12 protein-coding genes are annotated in these 17007 nt (G+C 47.2%); 6 read left to right on the plus strand and 6 right to left on the minus strand.

Annotation, left to right across the window (positions count from 1 at the left end):
- Position 1: 1 nt before the first annotated feature.
- A complete protein-coding gene (locus tag OS145_RS10310; RefSeq protein WP_006956376.1) occupies positions 2–3337 on the plus strand; it encodes a PAS domain-containing hybrid sensor histidine kinase/response regulator in 3336 nt (1111 codons plus the stop codon).
- Here OS145_RS10310 and OS145_RS10315 read toward each other — a convergent pair.
- Positions 3311–3955, minus strand: coding sequence for a response regulator (locus tag OS145_RS10315; protein ID WP_006956378.1), 645 nt, complete (start codon positions 3953–3955; stop codon positions 3311–3313). The two genes, OS145_RS10310 and OS145_RS10315, sit on opposite strands and share 27 nt — an antisense overlap.
- 109 nt (positions 3956–4064) lie before the next feature.
- A complete protein-coding gene (locus OS145_RS10320; protein WP_006956379.1) occupies positions 4065–6281 on the minus strand; it encodes a TonB-dependent receptor in 2217 nt (738 codons plus the stop codon).
- A gap of 209 nt (positions 6282–6490) precedes the next feature.
- Here OS145_RS10320 and OS145_RS10325 point away from each other — a divergent pair, with 209 nt between their 5' ends.
- The 3 genes from OS145_RS10325 to OS145_RS10335 are packed head-to-tail and all read left to right on the plus strand — an operon-like array spanning position 6491 to position 10630.
- Positions 6491–7786, plus strand: coding sequence for a GntP family permease (locus OS145_RS10325; RefSeq protein WP_006956381.1), 1296 nt, complete (start codon positions 6491–6493; stop codon positions 7784–7786).
- A 16-nt stretch (positions 7787–7802) separates the two neighbouring features.
- Positions 7803–9446, plus strand: coding sequence for a long-chain fatty acid--CoA ligase (locus OS145_RS10330; protein ID WP_006956382.1), 1644 nt, complete (start codon positions 7803–7805; stop codon positions 9444–9446).
- The gene (locus tag OS145_RS10335; RefSeq protein WP_006956384.1) at positions 9443–10630 is read left to right on the plus strand and encodes an E22 family MetX-like putative esterase; all 1188 of its coding nucleotides are present in this window, start codon (positions 9443–9445) and stop codon (positions 10628–10630) included. The genes OS145_RS10330 and OS145_RS10335 overlap by 4 nt, the downstream gene beginning before the upstream one ends.
- A 3-nt stretch (positions 10631–10633) precedes the next feature.
- Here the strand turns inward: OS145_RS10335 and OS145_RS10340 are convergent, their stop codons facing one another.
- A complete protein-coding gene (locus tag OS145_RS10340; protein WP_006956385.1) occupies positions 10634–12385 on the minus strand; it encodes a TIGR03545 family protein in 1752 nt (583 codons plus the stop codon).
- Between the two features lies 1 nt (position 12386).
- On the minus strand, positions 12387–12893 hold the full coding sequence (locus OS145_RS10345) for a TIGR03546 family protein (protein ID WP_006956386.1): 507 nt from the start codon (positions 12891–12893) through the stop codon (positions 12387–12389).
- A gap of 111 nt (positions 12894–13004) precedes the next feature.
- Here OS145_RS10345 and OS145_RS10350 point away from each other — a divergent pair, with 111 nt between their 5' ends.
- Complete coding sequence (locus tag OS145_RS10350; RefSeq protein WP_006956387.1) at positions 13005–14462, plus strand: RimK family ATP-grasp domain-containing protein; 1458 nt, start codon at positions 13005–13007, stop codon at positions 14460–14462.
- The gene (locus OS145_RS10355) at positions 14452–14928 is read left to right on the plus strand and encodes a GNAT family N-acetyltransferase (RefSeq protein WP_006956388.1); all 477 of its coding nucleotides are present in this window, start codon (positions 14452–14454) and stop codon (positions 14926–14928) included. Before OS145_RS10350 ends, OS145_RS10355 begins: the two co-directional genes overlap by 11 nt.
- On the opposite strand, the gene glpQ is transcribed toward OS145_RS10355, so the two are convergent.
- Positions 14903–15931, minus strand: coding sequence for a glycerophosphodiester phosphodiesterase (glpQ, locus tag OS145_RS10360; protein WP_006956389.1), 1029 nt, complete (start codon positions 15929–15931; stop codon positions 14903–14905). The two genes, OS145_RS10355 and glpQ, sit on opposite strands and share 26 nt — an antisense overlap.
- The gene (locus OS145_RS10365; protein ID WP_006956390.1) at positions 15928–16986 is read right to left on the minus strand and encodes a cysteine synthase A; all 1059 of its coding nucleotides are present in this window, start codon (positions 16984–16986) and stop codon (positions 15928–15930) included. Before OS145_RS10365 ends, glpQ begins: the two co-directional genes overlap by 4 nt.
- Positions 16987–17007: the final 21 nt, after the last annotated feature.

Raw genomic sequence — 17007 nt, forward strand, 5'->3', positions numbered from 1 at the left:
CATGTTATCTATCGGTTGGATCATCACCGTTGCCGTCGCTTATTTGTGCTTATTGTTCTTTATCGCCTATCGCGGTGATAACCTCAGTAGAAAGCGCGTAAAACCTTATCGTTATGCGCTAGCTCAAGGCGTTCACTGCACTTCTTGGGCGTTTTTTGGCACCGTCACGCAGTCTGCTATTTATGGTTGGTCGTTTGCCCCGACCTACGTCGGAGCTATTTTAGTTTTCCTGATTTTTCACCGTCTTCAGTTGCGTTTACTCAGCTATTGCAAGCAGCAAAATATTACGTCAATTGCTGACTTAGTCGGAAGTCACTTTGGGCGCTCCTCAATACTCTCGGGGTTTATTGCAATCACTGCGCTTGTCGCCGTTGTACCCTATATCTCACTACAACTGCGGGCTGTAACAGCGAGTGTAACTACCCTTACAGGAGTCGCAACAGGTTCAAATACGTTTTTTGACTTAGCCTTGTTGGTCACACTTGCCATGGTGAGCTTTGCATTTTTATTTGGTACGCGTCGGCTGTCTTTAGCCGAGCAACATAATGGCTTGATGGACGTTGTCGCCTTTGAATCTATCGTAAAGTTGGTTGCTTTTATGATAGTCGGCGTTTTTGCTTGTTGGTCACTATTTGATGGCATGCTCGATCTTGCTCAGCAAAGTTTGGCAATACCTTCCGTCACTTCCATTTTAGAAGGGCGCCCAGATGGCGTCTATATTTTCATTGTGCACGCGTGTCTGGGGGCGTTATCGATGTTTTGCCTCCCACGTCAATTCCACGTCGGCTATATTGAGTGCAACCACCCTGATGAACTAAAAGCGGCTCGGTGGGCCTTTCCCCTTTACTTATTTGCTATCAACTTTTTTATTTTACCCATCGCACTCGCCGGCTTAGTCCTAGCCCCTGAATACGCACATACCGATATGTTTATGTTAGCGCTTCCCATTATCGCCGATCGCCCGGATATCAGTATTGTCGCGTTTATTGGCGGTTTGTCAGCGTCAACAAGCATGGTACTCATTGCGCTATTAGCGCTTAGCATCATGATGTCAAATGATGTCGTCATTCCAAGTTGGCTGCATTTATTTAAGCATCCGCGGCGAAAACTGTCGCCCCGCTTAGTACTCAACATCCGACGCGTTACCATTATTTTGGTCATGTTGTTAGCTTATGGCTATTATCAGCTCACTTTAGATTCATTGCCGCTGGTTAACTCGGGGTTGATTGCATTAGCGCTACTTGCCCAATTGGCGCCCGGTATTCTTGCAACGGTACTGTGGCCAAGAGCCAGCGGTTTGGGCGTGGGTGCTGGGATACTCATGGGATGGAGCATTTGGATTTGGCAGTTGTTGCTACCGGCGTTAAACACCACGCAACCCATGCTCGACACCGAGCTTGCCGATGGCGTGGTCTTGAGTTTAACGTTAAACTTCTCTGTGTTCTGGCTTATTTCTATGCTTCGGCCACAAATGCCTCAAACCGCCGTCCCCGCGATCAGAGATTCCATCGAGTCGAGTCGTCTAACTTGGGCTAAACTTTATACCGTTCTATCTACTTTTTATACAGACGCGCAATTACGCATTATCCAACGTCGACTCGATATCGATCTCTTCTCACAGGATAACCACGCAATCGTGCCTGCGGATGTCATGGTGCGAGTCGAACGCGAACTGTCAGCCGTTATCGGTACCTCTGCAAGCCGATTATTACTGGAGTCTGTATCTGAACAGGGTTCGCTATCTGTTGATCGGATGGTCGACTGGGCCGCCGAAGCATCAAAACTCTATCGATTCAATCGGGAGTTATTACAAGCATCCGTGGAAAATATTCCTCAAGGCATCAGTGTCATCGATCAAAAGCTTCGCTTAGTCGCATGGAATCAGCGCTATGCAGAGATTTTTGCTTATCCAGATGGGATATTAGAAACCGGTATTCCCGTCGAGAAACTTCTGCGCTTTAACGCCCAACGCGGTATGCTGAGTTCTCAGGAGAGTGATGTCGAAAGAGAAATTCAAAAACGGCTTGATTATTTACGCTCAGGCAGTGCTTATTCATACCAGCGCCAGCAAGGTGAGCGAATCATTGAACTGCATGGCAACCCAATGCCAGGTGGCGGCTTTGTAACCACCTACAGCGACATTACTGAAAAGGTGGTTGCTCAAGATCAATTACGACAGATTAATGAAGAGCTTGAACAGCGCGTCGCAGAGCGTACTGAGCAGTTATTACTTGCGAAGCAGGCAGAAGAATATGCGCATCGGAGTAAATCGCGATTCTTTGCCGCAGTAAGCCACGACCTGATGCAACCGTTCAATGCCGCCAGTTTGTTTACCGATATACTCGTGACTAAATCAACCGACGCGCAACGTCCAATTACCAACCATCTAAAACAGTCGTTAGAGCAAGCAGAGGAGCTACTTACGATGCTGCTCGACATGACAAAACTCGATAGTGGACACCTTACACCCGAATATCAAACGTTTGAACTCAACTCGGTCTTGAGTCCGTTAGTAGAGCGCTATCGGTTTATGGCGCAAGAGAAGCACTTAGCGTTTCACTATCTCGACAGTCGGGTGAGAATTCGCAGCGATCGCCGATTACTGACACGAGTGTTTCAGAACTTGTTATCCAATGCGCTTCGTTATACACACAGTGGGCGGGTTAGCGTGGGCTGCAAGCGTAGAGGTGAACAAATCACCGTTTGGATTATTGATACAGGTCCTGGTATACCAGAACATAAACAACGAGAAATTTTTCAAGAGTTTCATCAACTACAAAGTGAGACAGACAACCCCGGGCTAGGACTTGGCTTATCGATCGTTGAACGCATTTGTCGCCTCATGAACTTACCTCTCACATTACGCTCTGTGGTTGGCAAAGGTACAGGCTTTGGAGTTACTTTTACCGCACTCCCAGTTGCAAACGCGCCCTCAACTCTTAACCTCGGAGATGAGGTTGATACCCAGGAGCTATTACTGAACGAATTCCGCGTTTTAGTCATCGATAATGACCCGCAAGTGCTCTTTGCAACCAGCGCTCTTTTAAAAGGATGGGGTGCTCAGGTGGTTACTGCCGAGGATATCAGCGATATTCATTCTCTCGCACCCTGTGATTTAATTTTCGCTGATTACCATTTAAACCATGGTCAAACAGGGGTCAATGCCATACAACAGTTGCGGACACACTGGCGAAGCGATACGCCTGCTATCATCAACTCAGCTGATCCAACCGAATCGGTGCGTCAGGCCGCGATGGCCGTTGAAGCATACTTTATTCCAAAGCCACTTAAAGTCGGCGCACTAAAACGCTTACTCAAGCGTATCCGAGGCGGATAACATCTGCCGGAAAAGAATCCCTGCTTGAGTACGGTTTACGCAATGGAGTTTTCTTAAAATCGCTGAAACATGTTGCTTGATAGTGGTTTCCTGTACACCTAAATCAAACGCAATTTGCTTGTTCAAGCGACCATCTGCAATCGCTTTAAGCACTTTTAGCTGTTGCGGCGTTAAGCTTTCGAGACTGCGTGCAAAGTTCACCACCTCTTGGTCCGTCTCGGTCAAGTCAACGAGTCCTTCGGGTAGCCAATTATCTCCTGCTAATACCGTTTCCACCGCGGCCGCCCACTCGGGTAAGGGCACCGATTTAGGAATATAAGCACTCGCCCCCAATGCCATTGCCTGTCTTATAATATGGGCGTTTTCATTCGCAGAGACAATAACAACTAAGACATCGGGAAATTGGCTTCGTAATAACGTTAAACTTGTCAGCCCTTCATTGCCGGGCATCGACAAATCCAAGAACACCAATTCTAATTGCGGGTTTTGTTTGAGTAATGACTCTAACTGAGTGAAGCTAGAAGCCTCGAGAACTTCGGATTCAAGCGTTTCGCCAAGCGCTTGTTTAATTGCGGCGCGAAAGATCGGGTGATCATCTGCAATGATGGCGCGTGCCATGGACCTAAATACCGTGTTAAGCATTTGTTGATGCCACCATGCTAACCAGTTTTAAGGAAATATGCCAGCGCGAGCATTGCTCACGCTGGCACGGTTGCTTTATCAAATATTAAAAACGGTAACCAACCGAGAGTGACACGGTACGCGGATCGCCGTAGTAACCCGTAACAATGTTCTCACCAAACGTGGAACCGAAATTATAGCCTGCTAGACGATACTCTTTATCGAACACATTTTTAGCATGTAATCCGACATTCCATTGTCCACTGGTTGAATACCAGACTAGACTTGTGTTTGCCAAGCTATAGGCTTCTTCATCCAACGGTGATGGCACTTCAAAAATCTGTGTATCGTCGCGATATGACACCGACGTCGACCAAATTAATGAGCCACTATCGAGAATAAACTCTTTGGTGAACCCAAGGTTCGCAGTTAACTTAGGTGTATTGGCAAACGACCACGTGTTTGATACGTCCTCGACTTGCTGAGTCTGTGGATTAAAAAATGCCACTTCATCGAACTCTGCATCAATATAGCCAAGTGAACCGGTAAAGTTTAAGGTCTCAGTGGCTGCAAATGTACCTTCTAGCTCAAATCCTTGAACAGTTGAGTCAGCCGCGTTCAGCACTTGTGACGCCACGCCCCCTGTTTCAACAGCGCGTTGAACGGTTACTTGCATGTCCTGATAGTCTGAATAGAACACCGCACCGTTTAAGCGTAACCGGCTGTCCAACCATTCACTCTTAACACCTACTTCAAAAGTGTCCACAATTTCAGGATCGTAAGGGTTCGCCGCATCTGGGTTGAGACTCACGTCGGCACGCATATCAACACCACCCGACTTAAAGCCATTACTGTAGCTCGCATACCACATTAACTCAGGCGTCATTTGGTAGCTCACGCTGGCGTGCGGAGAGAACTTACTCCAGTCTTCTTTAGTATTGAAGTCAGAGTTAACCACAATAGGATCAGCCGAGTAGTCGCCTCTATCTAAGAACTTAACGCCGGCATAAGTGTAGCGATATACGTCAGCATCCTTTTCGTCTCGCGTATAGCGACCGCCCACGGTAACAGACCATTGCTCATCCAGCTGATAGCTCGCTTGTCCAAACACCGCTTCGCTGGTGGTATCGACACAGCCACCGTTATCGATTGTCAAATCCAGTAGACCCAGCACGGTACCAAACACACCACAGGCCGTGCCGTCATATAGATATAGCCCACCAATGAAATCTAGACGACCGTCAGAATAAGTTAACTGAAACTCTTGAGTGGTTTGGTCATCATCGTAATAAGCTGGGACCAATAATACGGGGTTAACCGTTGAGTCAAAGTCGATATTAGTGTCAGTGCTTCCTTCACGATAAGCAGTGATTGATTTAAATCCCCACTGCGCGTTGACATCCCAATCGACAGTCAGCGAGTACCCTTCGGTTTCAACCGAATTATCAATGGGCATTGCAGTATATGAATCAAAGACATCATCAAGATAGGGTTCATCGCTCAGTAAAGAAGGCATCAAACGATGACCCCCGCGCGCGTTTGAGTCATCTTGAGTCCAATCAGCGGCAAACTTTACGTCAACGTTTTTCGCGGCAAGCCAACGCGCATTAAAACGTCCAGTCATTAGCTCTTTGTTGTAGTTATCAGCGCCAAGATTTACAAATTCGCCATAACCATCGCGATTGAGCGTAGCAAACGCGCCGCCCACGTAAAAGTTATTGCTAAGCGCTGTCTGGCCAGATACTTTCAAATCCGTCTGATTATAGGTGCCTATCGTCCCTTTTATCTCAAACTCATCGTAACCGGTTAAGTCACGCGTCACGTATTTCATTGCCCCGCCAATGGTGTTTTTACCATACAAGGTTCCCTGAGGACCGCGTAATACCTCAACACGCTGCACATCAAGCACTTCGAGTACAGCACCTTGCGGACGAGCAACATAGACGTCATCAATGTAGATACCGACGCCGGGTTCAAAGCCCCACAATGGGTCTTGTTGTCCAATCCCACGGATATAAGCTGTCAGCGTTGAGTTGGTTCCGCGACTGACCTGAAAGGTCGTATTGGGCATCTTGTACTGTAATTCAGTGATATCTTCGATGCCGTCTCGCTCGAGTTCTTGCTCACCAAATGCGCTGACAGCGACGGGCACTTCTTGCAAACTTTCGTTAGTCCGACGAGCAGTGACTTCAATACGCTCAAGTTTATCGGATGCTTGTTGTTCCTCTTGTTTGGCGTTGTCCTGCGCCCACACCGATGCGCTGCTGAGCGCACCTGTCATCGCTAGTGTTAACAGCGAAAGTTTAAATCCTTTGTTGTTCATGGTGTTTCCCCTGACATTTATTGTCATTGTTATTGCAATTATTGGCCGTGCATCACGCACCAGAATCATGGCTGTTAAATAACCTAGCGCAAAATGTTAAAAAAGTGATCTGTACCATAGTACTATGGGTTAACTCCATGCGTTCACGCACAATAGAGCCATGCAACGACCAGAACATGGCCCGTTATTAACTCGTTGCGAGGTATTTCATGTTAAGTATGATTGGATTAGTGGGCGGTTTACTGCTGCTCATTGTACTCACATTAAGAGGAATGAACCTCTTTATCAGTGCGCCGCTGTGTGCGGTTGTCGTCGCTTTGTGCAGCGGTATCCCGTTATTCACTGGCGATGTCAATTTTGTCGCCGCCTATATGGATGGATTCGCTGGTTTTGTCGCAGCCTGGTTCTTTATGTTCCTACTCGGCTCCATGTTCGGTAAATTCATGGAAGATACCGGCGCGGCAGACAGTGTGGCTAAATGGATTATCGACCGACTAGGTAAAAAACAAGCCGTATTAGCCGTCGTATTAGCTTGCGCTATTTTGACTTACGGTGGTGTGAGCGTATTCGTGGTCGCTTTCTCAGTCTACCCTATGGCACTCAGTCTATTTAAAGACGCTAACTTGCCACGTCGCTTTATTCCTGCTGCACTTTCGTTTGGTTCAGTTACCTTCACCATGACCTCGGCGGGTTCACCCGAAATTCAAAACTGGATTCCGATTAAATATTTAGGTACCTCACCTTACGCGGCTTGGGAAGTCAGTTTAATCGTCGCTGTTTTTATGGCGGTATTCGGTTATTGGTGGCTAACCAAGATTATCAATCGCGCCGTCGCGCGTGGCGAACATTTTGAAGCACAAGAGCACGATCCGGTATTACTTAAGCGCGATTTACCCAATCCTTTGGCAAGTTTAATCCCGCTACTGGTCGTATTGGGACTCTCGTTTTCATTTCACGAGCAACTCGCTCAAAACGCGCTTATTGTCGCGCTACTCGGTGGCGTAATTGCTATTGCGATTATCAACTACAACTACTTCCACAAGCCTCAGTTGGCGATTTCAGACGCGACAACGGGGGCGCTTGTCGCTATCGGCAATACAGCAGCTGTGGTTGGGTTTGGTAGTATCGCCAAAATCACGCCCGCATTTGATACCGCCGTTAATGCCATGACTAATTTACCGGGTAACGAACTGGTCGGTGCTGCCGTTGCTGTCAGTGTGATCGCAGGCTTAACAGGTTCTGCCTCGGGTGGACAAGCCATTGCCCTACCCGAAGTCGGTCCCCACTACATGGATGCAGGCGTTAACCCAGAACAGCTACACCGTATTGTTTCAATATCATCAGGCGCACTCGACTCATTGCCACACAACGGTTATGTGGTCACAACTATTCGCGCTATCTGTAAGCAGAGTCACAAAGATGCATACCCGGCAGTGGCGGCTGTCACCGTCGCCGTACCGCTGATCGGACTCAGCTTAGCTATCGCACTCTTCATGCTGTTTTAATTAAGAGGCTAAAACGATGTTAACTACAGAACTTTCTGGCAATATGATGCAGCGACCGCTACAAATTATTGATATTTTGCGCTACGCAGCAACCCGTTACCCACATCAAGAAATCGTCACACGTCGTCTCGAAGGCGACCGTCATCGCTATGATTATCAAGCGTGTTATCAACGCACGTGCCAATTGGCTCATGGACTCAACCAATTAGGTATTCAGCCAGGGGAACGCGTCGCTAGCCTCGCATGGAATACCTATCGTCATATGGAGTTATACTACGCGGTCAGTGGTATCGGCGCGGTAATGCACACGGTCAACCCGCGCTTATTCGAGGAACAAATCGCTTGGATCTTAAACCATGCCGAGAGCACCTGGGTCTTTGTTGATATATCCTTCTTAGCGATACTTGAGCAAATAGCGCCAGAACTCAAGCATGTAAAAGGGTTTATTGTGATGGTCGATGAAGACCAAATGCCCGACCCTAAGCTCAATAACCTTTATAATTATGAAACCCTGCTTGCCTCTAATGCGCCAGCGTATGAATGGCCAGATATAGATGAGCAGAGCGCAGCTCTGCTGTGTTATACATCAGGTACCACGGGGCATCCGAAAGGCGTACTCGCTTCCCATCGCGCCATGGTGCTACATGCGCAAGCAACAATGGGGAAGGATATGCTTGCACTTGATGAAGACACTGTCCTAATGCCGATGGTGACCATGTATCACGTCGCTGCATGGGGTGCGCCTTACGCGGCCCCCCTTGCGGGAAGTAAATTAGTGTTCAGTGGCGACGGCACATCAGGCGAGGTAATGAGCGAACTTATTAGGCAAGAACAAGTCAGCGTTGGCTTGGGCGTGCCGACTATTTGGCTCACTCTGCACAATCATTTATCAGAATCAAAGCAGTCGATACCCACCTTAAAGCGTGTTTGTGTCGGCGGCGCGGCCTCTCCGCTGGGGCTCGTTAAAACCTACGATCAAGTTTATAACGTTTACTGGCAGCCGATTTGGGGCATGACAGAGACAGGACCATTGGTGTACTCAGCCCCGCCTACTCGCGACATATTGACGCGTACCAAGGAAGAACAATATCGGATTCAGACCACTGCGGGTCGTCCGGTATTTGGTTCTGAAGCGCGTATCGTCGATTTAGATAACAACCCTCTCCCCCATGATGGTGAAACACGCGGCGAGTTGCAGGTACGAGGCCATTGGATTGCCAGTCAGTACTTTCGCAACGATGATCTGACAAGCTTCCCAGGCGGTTGGTTAGCGACAGGCGATATTGCCGTAATTGATCCAGAGGGCTTTATGAAAGTCGTTGACCGCAAGAAGGATGTCATTAAAAGCGGCGGTGAATGGATAAGCTCGCTTGATATCGAAAATATTGCCAGCCAACACCCCGCAGTGAATGAAGCCTGTGTTATTGGTGTTAAACACCCTAAGTGGGATGAACGCCCATTGCTACTTATCGTGCCTAATGCGGGTAAAACAATTGATGAAACAGAAATCAAAGACTTCTTGACCGGGAAAATCGCACGTTGGTGGATGCCTGACGCTATTTTGCTCGTCGAGCAGTTACCGCACACCGGTACGGGTAAACTCCTCAAAACTGACCTTAGAACACAGTATCAAAATTTCTTACTGGAGAACGCATCATGAGTACACTAAAAACTGCCAAGCTGAGCCTCGTTGCGCTCTGTGGTTTGTTTATTTCAATCACGCAGGCGCAAGAACCGCTACTCGTAGAGAAACAAAGCTTTCAAATGGACAACTACACCACGGTGGGAGGAGAAACCATCAAGGATGTCACTGTCGGGTGGGAGGCTTACGGTGAGCTTAATGAGGCTAAAGATAACGTAATTCTTATTACTCACTTCTTTTCTGGCAACAGTCATGCGGCGGGAAAATATACGCCTAATGATCCGCAAGCGGGCTACTGGGATGCCATTATTGGCCCTGGGAAGGCTATCGATACCAATAAATTCTACGTCGTAAGTGTCGATTCTTTAGTTAACGCTTACCCGAATCTACCGAGTGTCATTACCACCGGACCGGCCAGTATCAACCCTGATACAGGCAAGCCCTACGGTCTTGATTTTCCTGTGGTCACTATTCGCGACTTCGTCAACGTGCAAAAAGCATTGCTTGAGTCAAAAGGAATTAACAAACTCCACGCCGTAGTAGGTGCATCCATGGGCTCACTGCAGGCTATCGAATGGGCATCCGCCTATCCAAACTGGGTCGACCGGATGGTTTCGGTCATCGGCACCGCAAAAATGGATGCGTGGACCATTGCCGGGCTCGAAATGTGGTCACAAGCTATAAAGCTAGACCCAAACTGGCGTGGAGGTGATTATTACGACCATGACGCTCCTCTTGACGGCGTTACTATGGCGCAGGCGATGATTACGCATGGCGCTATGCACCCCGAGATCTTCAATCAAAGTGCCCCTCAGCAACCGACATTGCCTGCCGATGGACTTAAAACCGTGAACAATCAACTACCAGCGGCAAAGTGGCTATTCGACAGCAGTCGGGCACGTGCCCCCTTAGCTGATGCCAACCATATTCTCTATTTGGTAAGGGCTAACCAGCTTTTTATTGCAGGCCATAAAAAAACCTTAGAACAGGGGTTAGCTAATGTAACAGCGAAGTCGCTATTCTTGCCGTCGAGTAATGACTTATTGCTCATGCCGTACATGGCTGAGCATGCCAATGCGATGTTAAACGATCTGGGTAAACAGTCAGAGCTAGAATACATCGAGGGGCCATGGGGCCACCTCAATGGTCTTTTCTCGATTCAATCAAAAGCCGCTAAGTTAGCGCAGTTTTTGAACCAATAACGCTTAGGAGCCGCCGAAGAGGCGGCCCTTCAACTTATCTTTTAACGAGTCCTCAATTTTCGACTTAAGTAACTCCTCAAGTTGTTTATCTAAACTATCCGACTGTCCTTGCCAGTCACCGAGCTGATTCAGAAATGCCTCTTCACCGCCCATTTGCTCATTCACTTTTGCCATCAAGTCTTGCTTAATCGACTGCAGCTTTTCTGAAGCCTCGCCGAGTGCCGCTTGCGAGAGCATTTGTCCAAGCTGATCGTCTAAATCGGAATTCAGCGAAAGATTCGGGCTCACGATACTGCCGCCCACCTCAGTATTCACATCGAGACGATTAAGTTGACCCAAGGCGTTAGCAATTGCCTTAGTAATTTTGCTCGTTCCTGATGCATCGACTTTTAAATCAAGCAATTTAACCAGTGCTGAACCGTCGAGTTCATTTCCTTTCACCCGCACTGAGCCGTCGCTATCTAGCACCGAAGAAATGAGTGATGCCGCTATCTCACTGTTATTAACTAGGCCGATATTACTCAACTGTGCACCTTTTAACTGCCACTGCTGTTTTGCGTCAATCCCACTTGGCAAAAGCGCTAGCTCACCATTCAAGTTAAATGAGCGCCACAGTGATGCATTATCTGCACGGGCTTGGTAAGTCGTAGACTGACCCAATAAGTCATGCTGATAAGTAATATTTTCCCAGTTGACATCCACTTTTGTGCCTGCAATCAGAATCTCTGTGCGTGCCTTTTTGATTAATAATTCGGGCGCTGCATCCTGCTCGGCAAAACTGATGTTCTCGCCCATCCCACGAGCTTTTTCAATGGTTTGACTATCATCTGCCCGTGCAAGCATCGGTGCAATCTGCTCATAGGCGAGTAACACATAATGACTCCATTTCTTGGCTTCCTCACCGAGCAATAAGCCTGTCACATTTTGAATACCCGTCTCATTGAGCTGGAAGAACGATCGAATCCTATCGATATCATTACCCGGGGCCGCCTTTACCTCACTAAGCTGAGTCTTTACCGTATCAATGCTTTGCTCGAGTTCTTCTTTAAATTGCGCAACCGCTTCTTTATCTTGTCGAATTTGTTGTTTCAACTCATCGAGTTGCTTTTTACGCTCGGCAATATCACCGAGTCCTTCAACCTTGCCCGATGTCAGTTGTTCTATTTGCTGTTTATATTGTTCAATTTTTTCCTTTTTAGGCAACTGATCGCGAGCTTGCTTAAATTCAGTCTCTTGTTGCTTAACCTTTTGCTTAGCCGTCGCGATCACGTCCTCAGTCTGCAAACCGACTTGCGCGACAATCTCATCGGTCGAAGGCAGTTTAGCCTTAACTGACGACCAACCATCCGAAGCCCAACTTTTGACCTGGTCTTTATTAATAGATACATAGACCTCACCGGGTGACTCACGTTTTTGTGCCAAACGCACGCCGGTTACGTCGAGCTGTTCCATTAATACACGACCAAGAATTAGCTCGCTCAGACTCACATCACCACTGATACGTTCAGCCTGCACACGGTTTAATTCTGGCTGGTTAGGGTCAGTAATTTGCACCCCCGTCAACGTCAACCGGACAGGTGACCACTGGTGAGACACCTCCGCAACATTCACTTCAGCACCGTTCAAGCGTCCGAGAGTTTGTTCAAACGTAAATTTCAAAATGGTGTCTAAAAATAGCCAAGACAATAAAACCAGAGTGCCTAACACAACAAAAAACGCGCCGAGCCCAGGCCATCTAATGATACTCTTACTCATATCAACCTCTTAAATCCGAATATACTTGCCACAGCCGGCTTCCCTTGAGAACGCGCACGATTTTTAGCTTATTAAACGTTGCCTGAATCCGTTTGCGGTAATTAATCACGATGTAGTAAGTCGTTCCCCAAACGATGGGACTGACGATGAGGCTGAAAATAAAGCTTCCCATCGTAATCGTGTGATAAAACAGCGAAACACGTCCAATGGCCGTCGCGTAAACAGCTTCATAAATTGCTTGCCAACTGTCGGCTCTGAGTATAGATTCGCCAAAACTGTGAAACATCGGATCGAGTAAATAGGCGAGCCCCGAAAACACAGCGAACGAGACCAAAAACAGTGATAAATTGACTCGGAAAATCAAGGCTGCAAGTAAGATAATTAAGTTATGAACACGCCACAGTGGCGTTAATCCTAGAAACATGCCCAGCACCACCGCAATGGCCAATGAGCGGGCGCTAGTTTCTGAGTTTAGCGCTTTCAATATTCGCGCTAATAACGTAAGCATGGCGACATCCTTTTGAATTATTTTTAACTAATATAGTGTTTGATTCGTGCCTAAAGCAAATAAGCTGTTATGTTTTTATAAAAGCTTTTCATTAAAGAGATATACCCACTCATGCAACAACAAGTTCAATTAATTATCAATGATATAAGCGATTGGCAACCGTATTATCCGAGTCAATCATTGCTAACAGCCAATGAGTACCTGCAAACACCGGCTGCGGGCAAAAGTCACATTCTTAACTTATGTGACGATCTAAGTTATCTATCAACAGGCTACTATGTCAGCTTGCTGGCAGAAGCGCGTGGACAGCGCGTGTTGCCATCAGTTAACACCATCAATGATCTAAACAACTTTAATCATTATCAGCTGTTAGCAAATCCGGTCGATAAGGCAGCAAGCAAGTACCTTGCTAAGCAGACTGGCAATACTATGCAGCTCGTCGTCTGCTTCGGACAAACGTTGGTGGAGCCGTTAAAGCACTTGGCGCGACAACTATTTGATCGGTATCCGTGCCCAATTATTAATATCAACTTCATCAAGGAAAATGATCGCTGGCTGATTCAGTCCTTAAGCGCTGGGCGGCTTGCTGACCTGAATGATGACGAGCAAACTTTATTTGGCGAGTCATTGGACTTATTTAATAAACGCGTTTGGCGTAAAGCTCGCGCCAAAAAAGAATATCGCTATGATTTGGCAATTCTTTATAACCCTGATGAAGCTATCCCGACGAGCGATAAAAAAGCACTCAACTTATTTATTAAAGCCGCCAAAGAATGTGACATTGAAGCGGAACTTATCACCGTGGATGACTACAACCGGTTGCTTGAATTTGATGCGCTGTTTATTCGCGAGACAACTAAGATCAGCCATTACACGTATCACTTTGCAAAAAAAGCTGAAGCAAACGGTATGGTCGTCATCGACCACCCCGATTCGATCGTGAAATGCGCCAATAAAGTATTTCTAAAGGAACTGCTTGATAAGCATCATGTCGCGACACCTAAGACCGAGTTGCTATTGTTGCAGTCTGATATCGACTATAAAGAACTGGGCGAACAACTCGGTTATCCGGTAGTATTAAAAATTCCGGATGGCTCGTTTTCTATCGGCGTAGAAAAGGTCGAAGATGAGGCTGAGTTTAAGGCGGCGGCTGAACGCTTATTTGAGCAGTCGACTATTCTATTAGCTCAAGAGTTTTTAAAAACCGAGTACGACTGGCGCATTGGTGTACTCAATAACCGCCCGATATACGCATGCCAGTACTTTATGGCACGCAATCACTGGCAAATCTATAACCATAGTGAATCAAGCCGAGCTAAAAGTGGCTCTTTTGAAACCTATGGCGTTCATCAAGCTCCCAAAGAGGTGGTTAAACTCGCATTGCAAGCAACCAAGCTGATTGGAGATGGACTTTACGGCGTTGATGTGAAAATGACGCAAAAAGGCCCCGTGATCATTGAAATCAACGACAACCCGTCTATCGAGTCCGGTGTTGAAGACAAATTGTTGGGGTATGAACTGTACCGTTTAATTATGGCTGATTTTGGGCGCCGGTTAGATGAACACTAACTGCCGTATTACGATTCATCCGTGCCAGCGCAGTGATATCACTGCGCTTGTCGAGCTCGAGAATGAAGTTTTTGATTACTCTCGTATCAGCCGACGCAACTTTATACGTCTGCTGCAAAGTCCTGCTGCCTCCATCTTGCTTGCCAAAGACAGTGCAGAACAGCTGGCGGGTTATGCGGTCATTTTAACTCGACGTAATAGTCGCTATGCACGTATTTATTCCATTGCTGTCGCGCCCGCGTTTCGCGGCCGAGGGGTAGCTAAGCGGTTAGTTAACGAAGTGATTGAAGCACAACGTCAACAAGGTCGGCATGGATTATCATTAGAGGTAAAGTTGGATAACAAGCAAGCCATCCAACTTTACCAATCGTTGGGGTTCGAGACCGTTGATATACTGGTCGACTATTATGATGACGGTACGGATGGTTTAAAAATGCGGCTTACTTTTGATCCGGAAAGTCACTAAATACGCCTTGTACACCGGCTTCTTTCAACCAACCTCTTAATTGCTTGAGCGACTCAACGCCTTGAGGCAGTTGGTCAGAGCGCAATGTATAAACGTGCACTTTAAGCCCGACTTTTTCGGCATTCGTGAGCACATCAGTCCAGACAGGTTGGCCGTCTTTAACTTCCTTGAGTACGTGGCCTATCCACAGACCAACATGATCGACATAAGAAGTTAAGGACTCTAAGCCCGCATAAGTTCTCAGTGCATCGTAATCAATAGGCGTCTCGCCCCAAGCATTGTCTGCAATCAACTGTACCAACGGAAAATCACAATGAAATTCTCGTTTCACTCGTCTAAGCGTTTCGGGATCAAACGACTGAAGATAGATAGGTGTCGCTTGTTGCTGATCCGAATAACCGTTTTTGCTTAGCACATTCATCACCACTGCTAGCGGATCATAATCCTGATCGCGATACCAACGCGCGGCTTTTACCTCAATGTATACACCTGTGTTCTTATTTCTAACACGATTGAGTTCCTGAATCAGATTCAGTGACTCAGCTAAAGTTTGAATTTTGAAGTCGACCTGATTATTTTGAAACCGCTGAGGATAACGCGCAGCCCCATCACTGTTTCGGCGTGACGTGAGGCTTAGCTGCTTTAAGTGATTAAGTGTGAAGTCGACCACATAATAACTGCCATCGGGGCGATGCCGCTCCGGAAAAACTTCGGCGACATTCGTTACCGCATCAAGTTGGGCATCATGCAAGACGACAGCCTTACCGTCGCGGCTCAACTGCACATCTTGCTCTATATAGTCCGCGCCTAAGGCGTGAGCCATAACGGTTGCTGCCTGAGAATGCTCAGGTAGATAGCCTGACGCACCACGATGGGCAATATCGATGAAGTCGGGGACAATGACGGGTTCGACAGTCAACTGTTCAGTCGAGTTATCCGCTTGTGCTGAGACCGATAAAGACCACGATAACGCCAGTCCAGCGACCATTGGCATCCATTTCATGAGTCATCTCCTGACCAATTGACCTCGATAAGACGATCACCTAAATGCTGATAGCGCTCGGTTAACTGTTCAATCGGCTCAGGTTCAATAGTTAAACCCTTTTGCTTGAGATAATCATCGTTGTAGAGTTTACTGGCTGAGCGCTCGCCCAGATCGCAAGCAAACGTCACAATGTTACGTCCTCGTTGACCATTCAACGCCGCTGCATAAGCAGCAGCCAGGTTAAGTGCTGAGCTACTCCCTAAGACGATTCCATCTTGCTCACGTACGTAGCGTGAAATGCTAATGAGGTCTTGGTCGGGCAAATTGACAGCGTGGTTGATGCGCGCCTGCCTAAAGTTGTCCACCAAACGCATAATCCCAATACCTTCTGTCATTGAACTACCATTTGATACATACTCACCGGTTCGCAAAAACTCAAAGATTCCTGAACCATCAGGATCAGCAAGCCACACGTCAATATCAGGGTTTTGTTCCTTAAAATATCGGCTATTCCCCCCGATGGTGCCGCCGGTACCGGCAACCGAAACAAAGGTATCTATATCGCCATTCAATTGCTGCCAAATTTCTGGCCCAGTGTGCAAATAGTGGGCACGAGCATTACTCGTATTCTCGAACTGATTAGCCCACCAACAGTCATCACGCTCTTCCGCGATACGACGTGCCGTATGATAAAAATGATTAGGGTTTTTAAAGGGGACTGGATCAACCGTTTTAAGCTGGCCGCCGTGTAACGCAATCATGCGCTCTTTTTCTGGCGATTGATCATTGGGCATAACCGCAAGCATCTTAAGACCAAATGATTTGGCAACTAATGCCAGCCCAATACCGGTATTGCCTGCAGTCCCCTCGACCACTGTCATACCCGGCTTCAATTCACCACGTTCCATAGCGTCTTCTATCAGCTGCTTTGCAGCACGATCCTTAATTGAGCCGCCAGGGTTTTGAAACTCACACTTTAAATAAATATTACTGCCACTGCGCTCTGAAAGTGAGTGCACTCGTAACAAATCCGTCTGCCCTACTAAATCACTGGTGCGATTACCTACCAACATTTGTACAGTCCTCTACTTCGC

Origin of the sequence: Idiomarina baltica OS145 (genome assembly GCF_000152885.1) — a bacterium.
GTDB lineage: Bacteria > Pseudomonadota > Gammaproteobacteria > Enterobacterales > Alteromonadaceae > Idiomarina > Idiomarina baltica.

Coding starts and splice junctions, on each gene's coding strand:
- OS145_RS10310 (WP_006956376.1), top strand. CDS start 2: ATGTTATCTATCGGTTGGATCATCACCGTTGCCGTCGCTTATTTGTGC.
- OS145_RS10315 (WP_006956378.1), bottom strand. CDS start 3,955: ATGGCACGCGCCATCATTGCAGATGATCACCCGATCTTTCGCGCCGCA.
- OS145_RS10320 (WP_006956379.1), bottom strand. CDS start 6,281: ATGAACAACAAAGGATTTAAACTTTCGCTGTTAACACTAGCGATGACA.
- OS145_RS10325 (WP_006956381.1), top strand. CDS start 6,491: ATGTTAAGTATGATTGGATTAGTGGGCGGTTTACTGCTGCTCATTGTA.
- OS145_RS10330 (WP_006956382.1), top strand. CDS start 7,803: ATGTTAACTACAGAACTTTCTGGCAATATGATGCAGCGACCGCTACAA.
- OS145_RS10335 (WP_006956384.1), top strand. CDS start 9,443: ATGAGTACACTAAAAACTGCCAAGCTGAGCCTCGTTGCGCTCTGTGGT.
- OS145_RS10340 (WP_006956385.1), bottom strand. CDS start 12,385: ATGAGTAAGAGTATCATTAGATGGCCTGGGCTCGGCGCGTTTTTTGTT.
- OS145_RS10345 (WP_006956386.1), bottom strand. CDS start 12,893: ATGCTTACGTTATTAGCGCGAATATTGAAAGCGCTAAACTCAGAAACT.
- OS145_RS10350 (WP_006956387.1), top strand. CDS start 13,005: ATGCAACAACAAGTTCAATTAATTATCAATGATATAAGCGATTGGCAA.
- OS145_RS10355 (WP_006956388.1), top strand. CDS start 14,452: ATGAACACTAACTGCCGTATTACGATTCATCCGTGCCAGCGCAGTGAT.
- glpQ (WP_006956389.1), bottom strand. CDS start 15,931: ATGAAATGGATGCCAATGGTCGCTGGACTGGCGTTATCGTGGTCTTTA.
- OS145_RS10365 (WP_006956390.1), bottom strand. CDS start 16,986: ATGTTGGTAGGTAATCGCACCAGTGATTTAGTAGGGCAGACGGATTTG.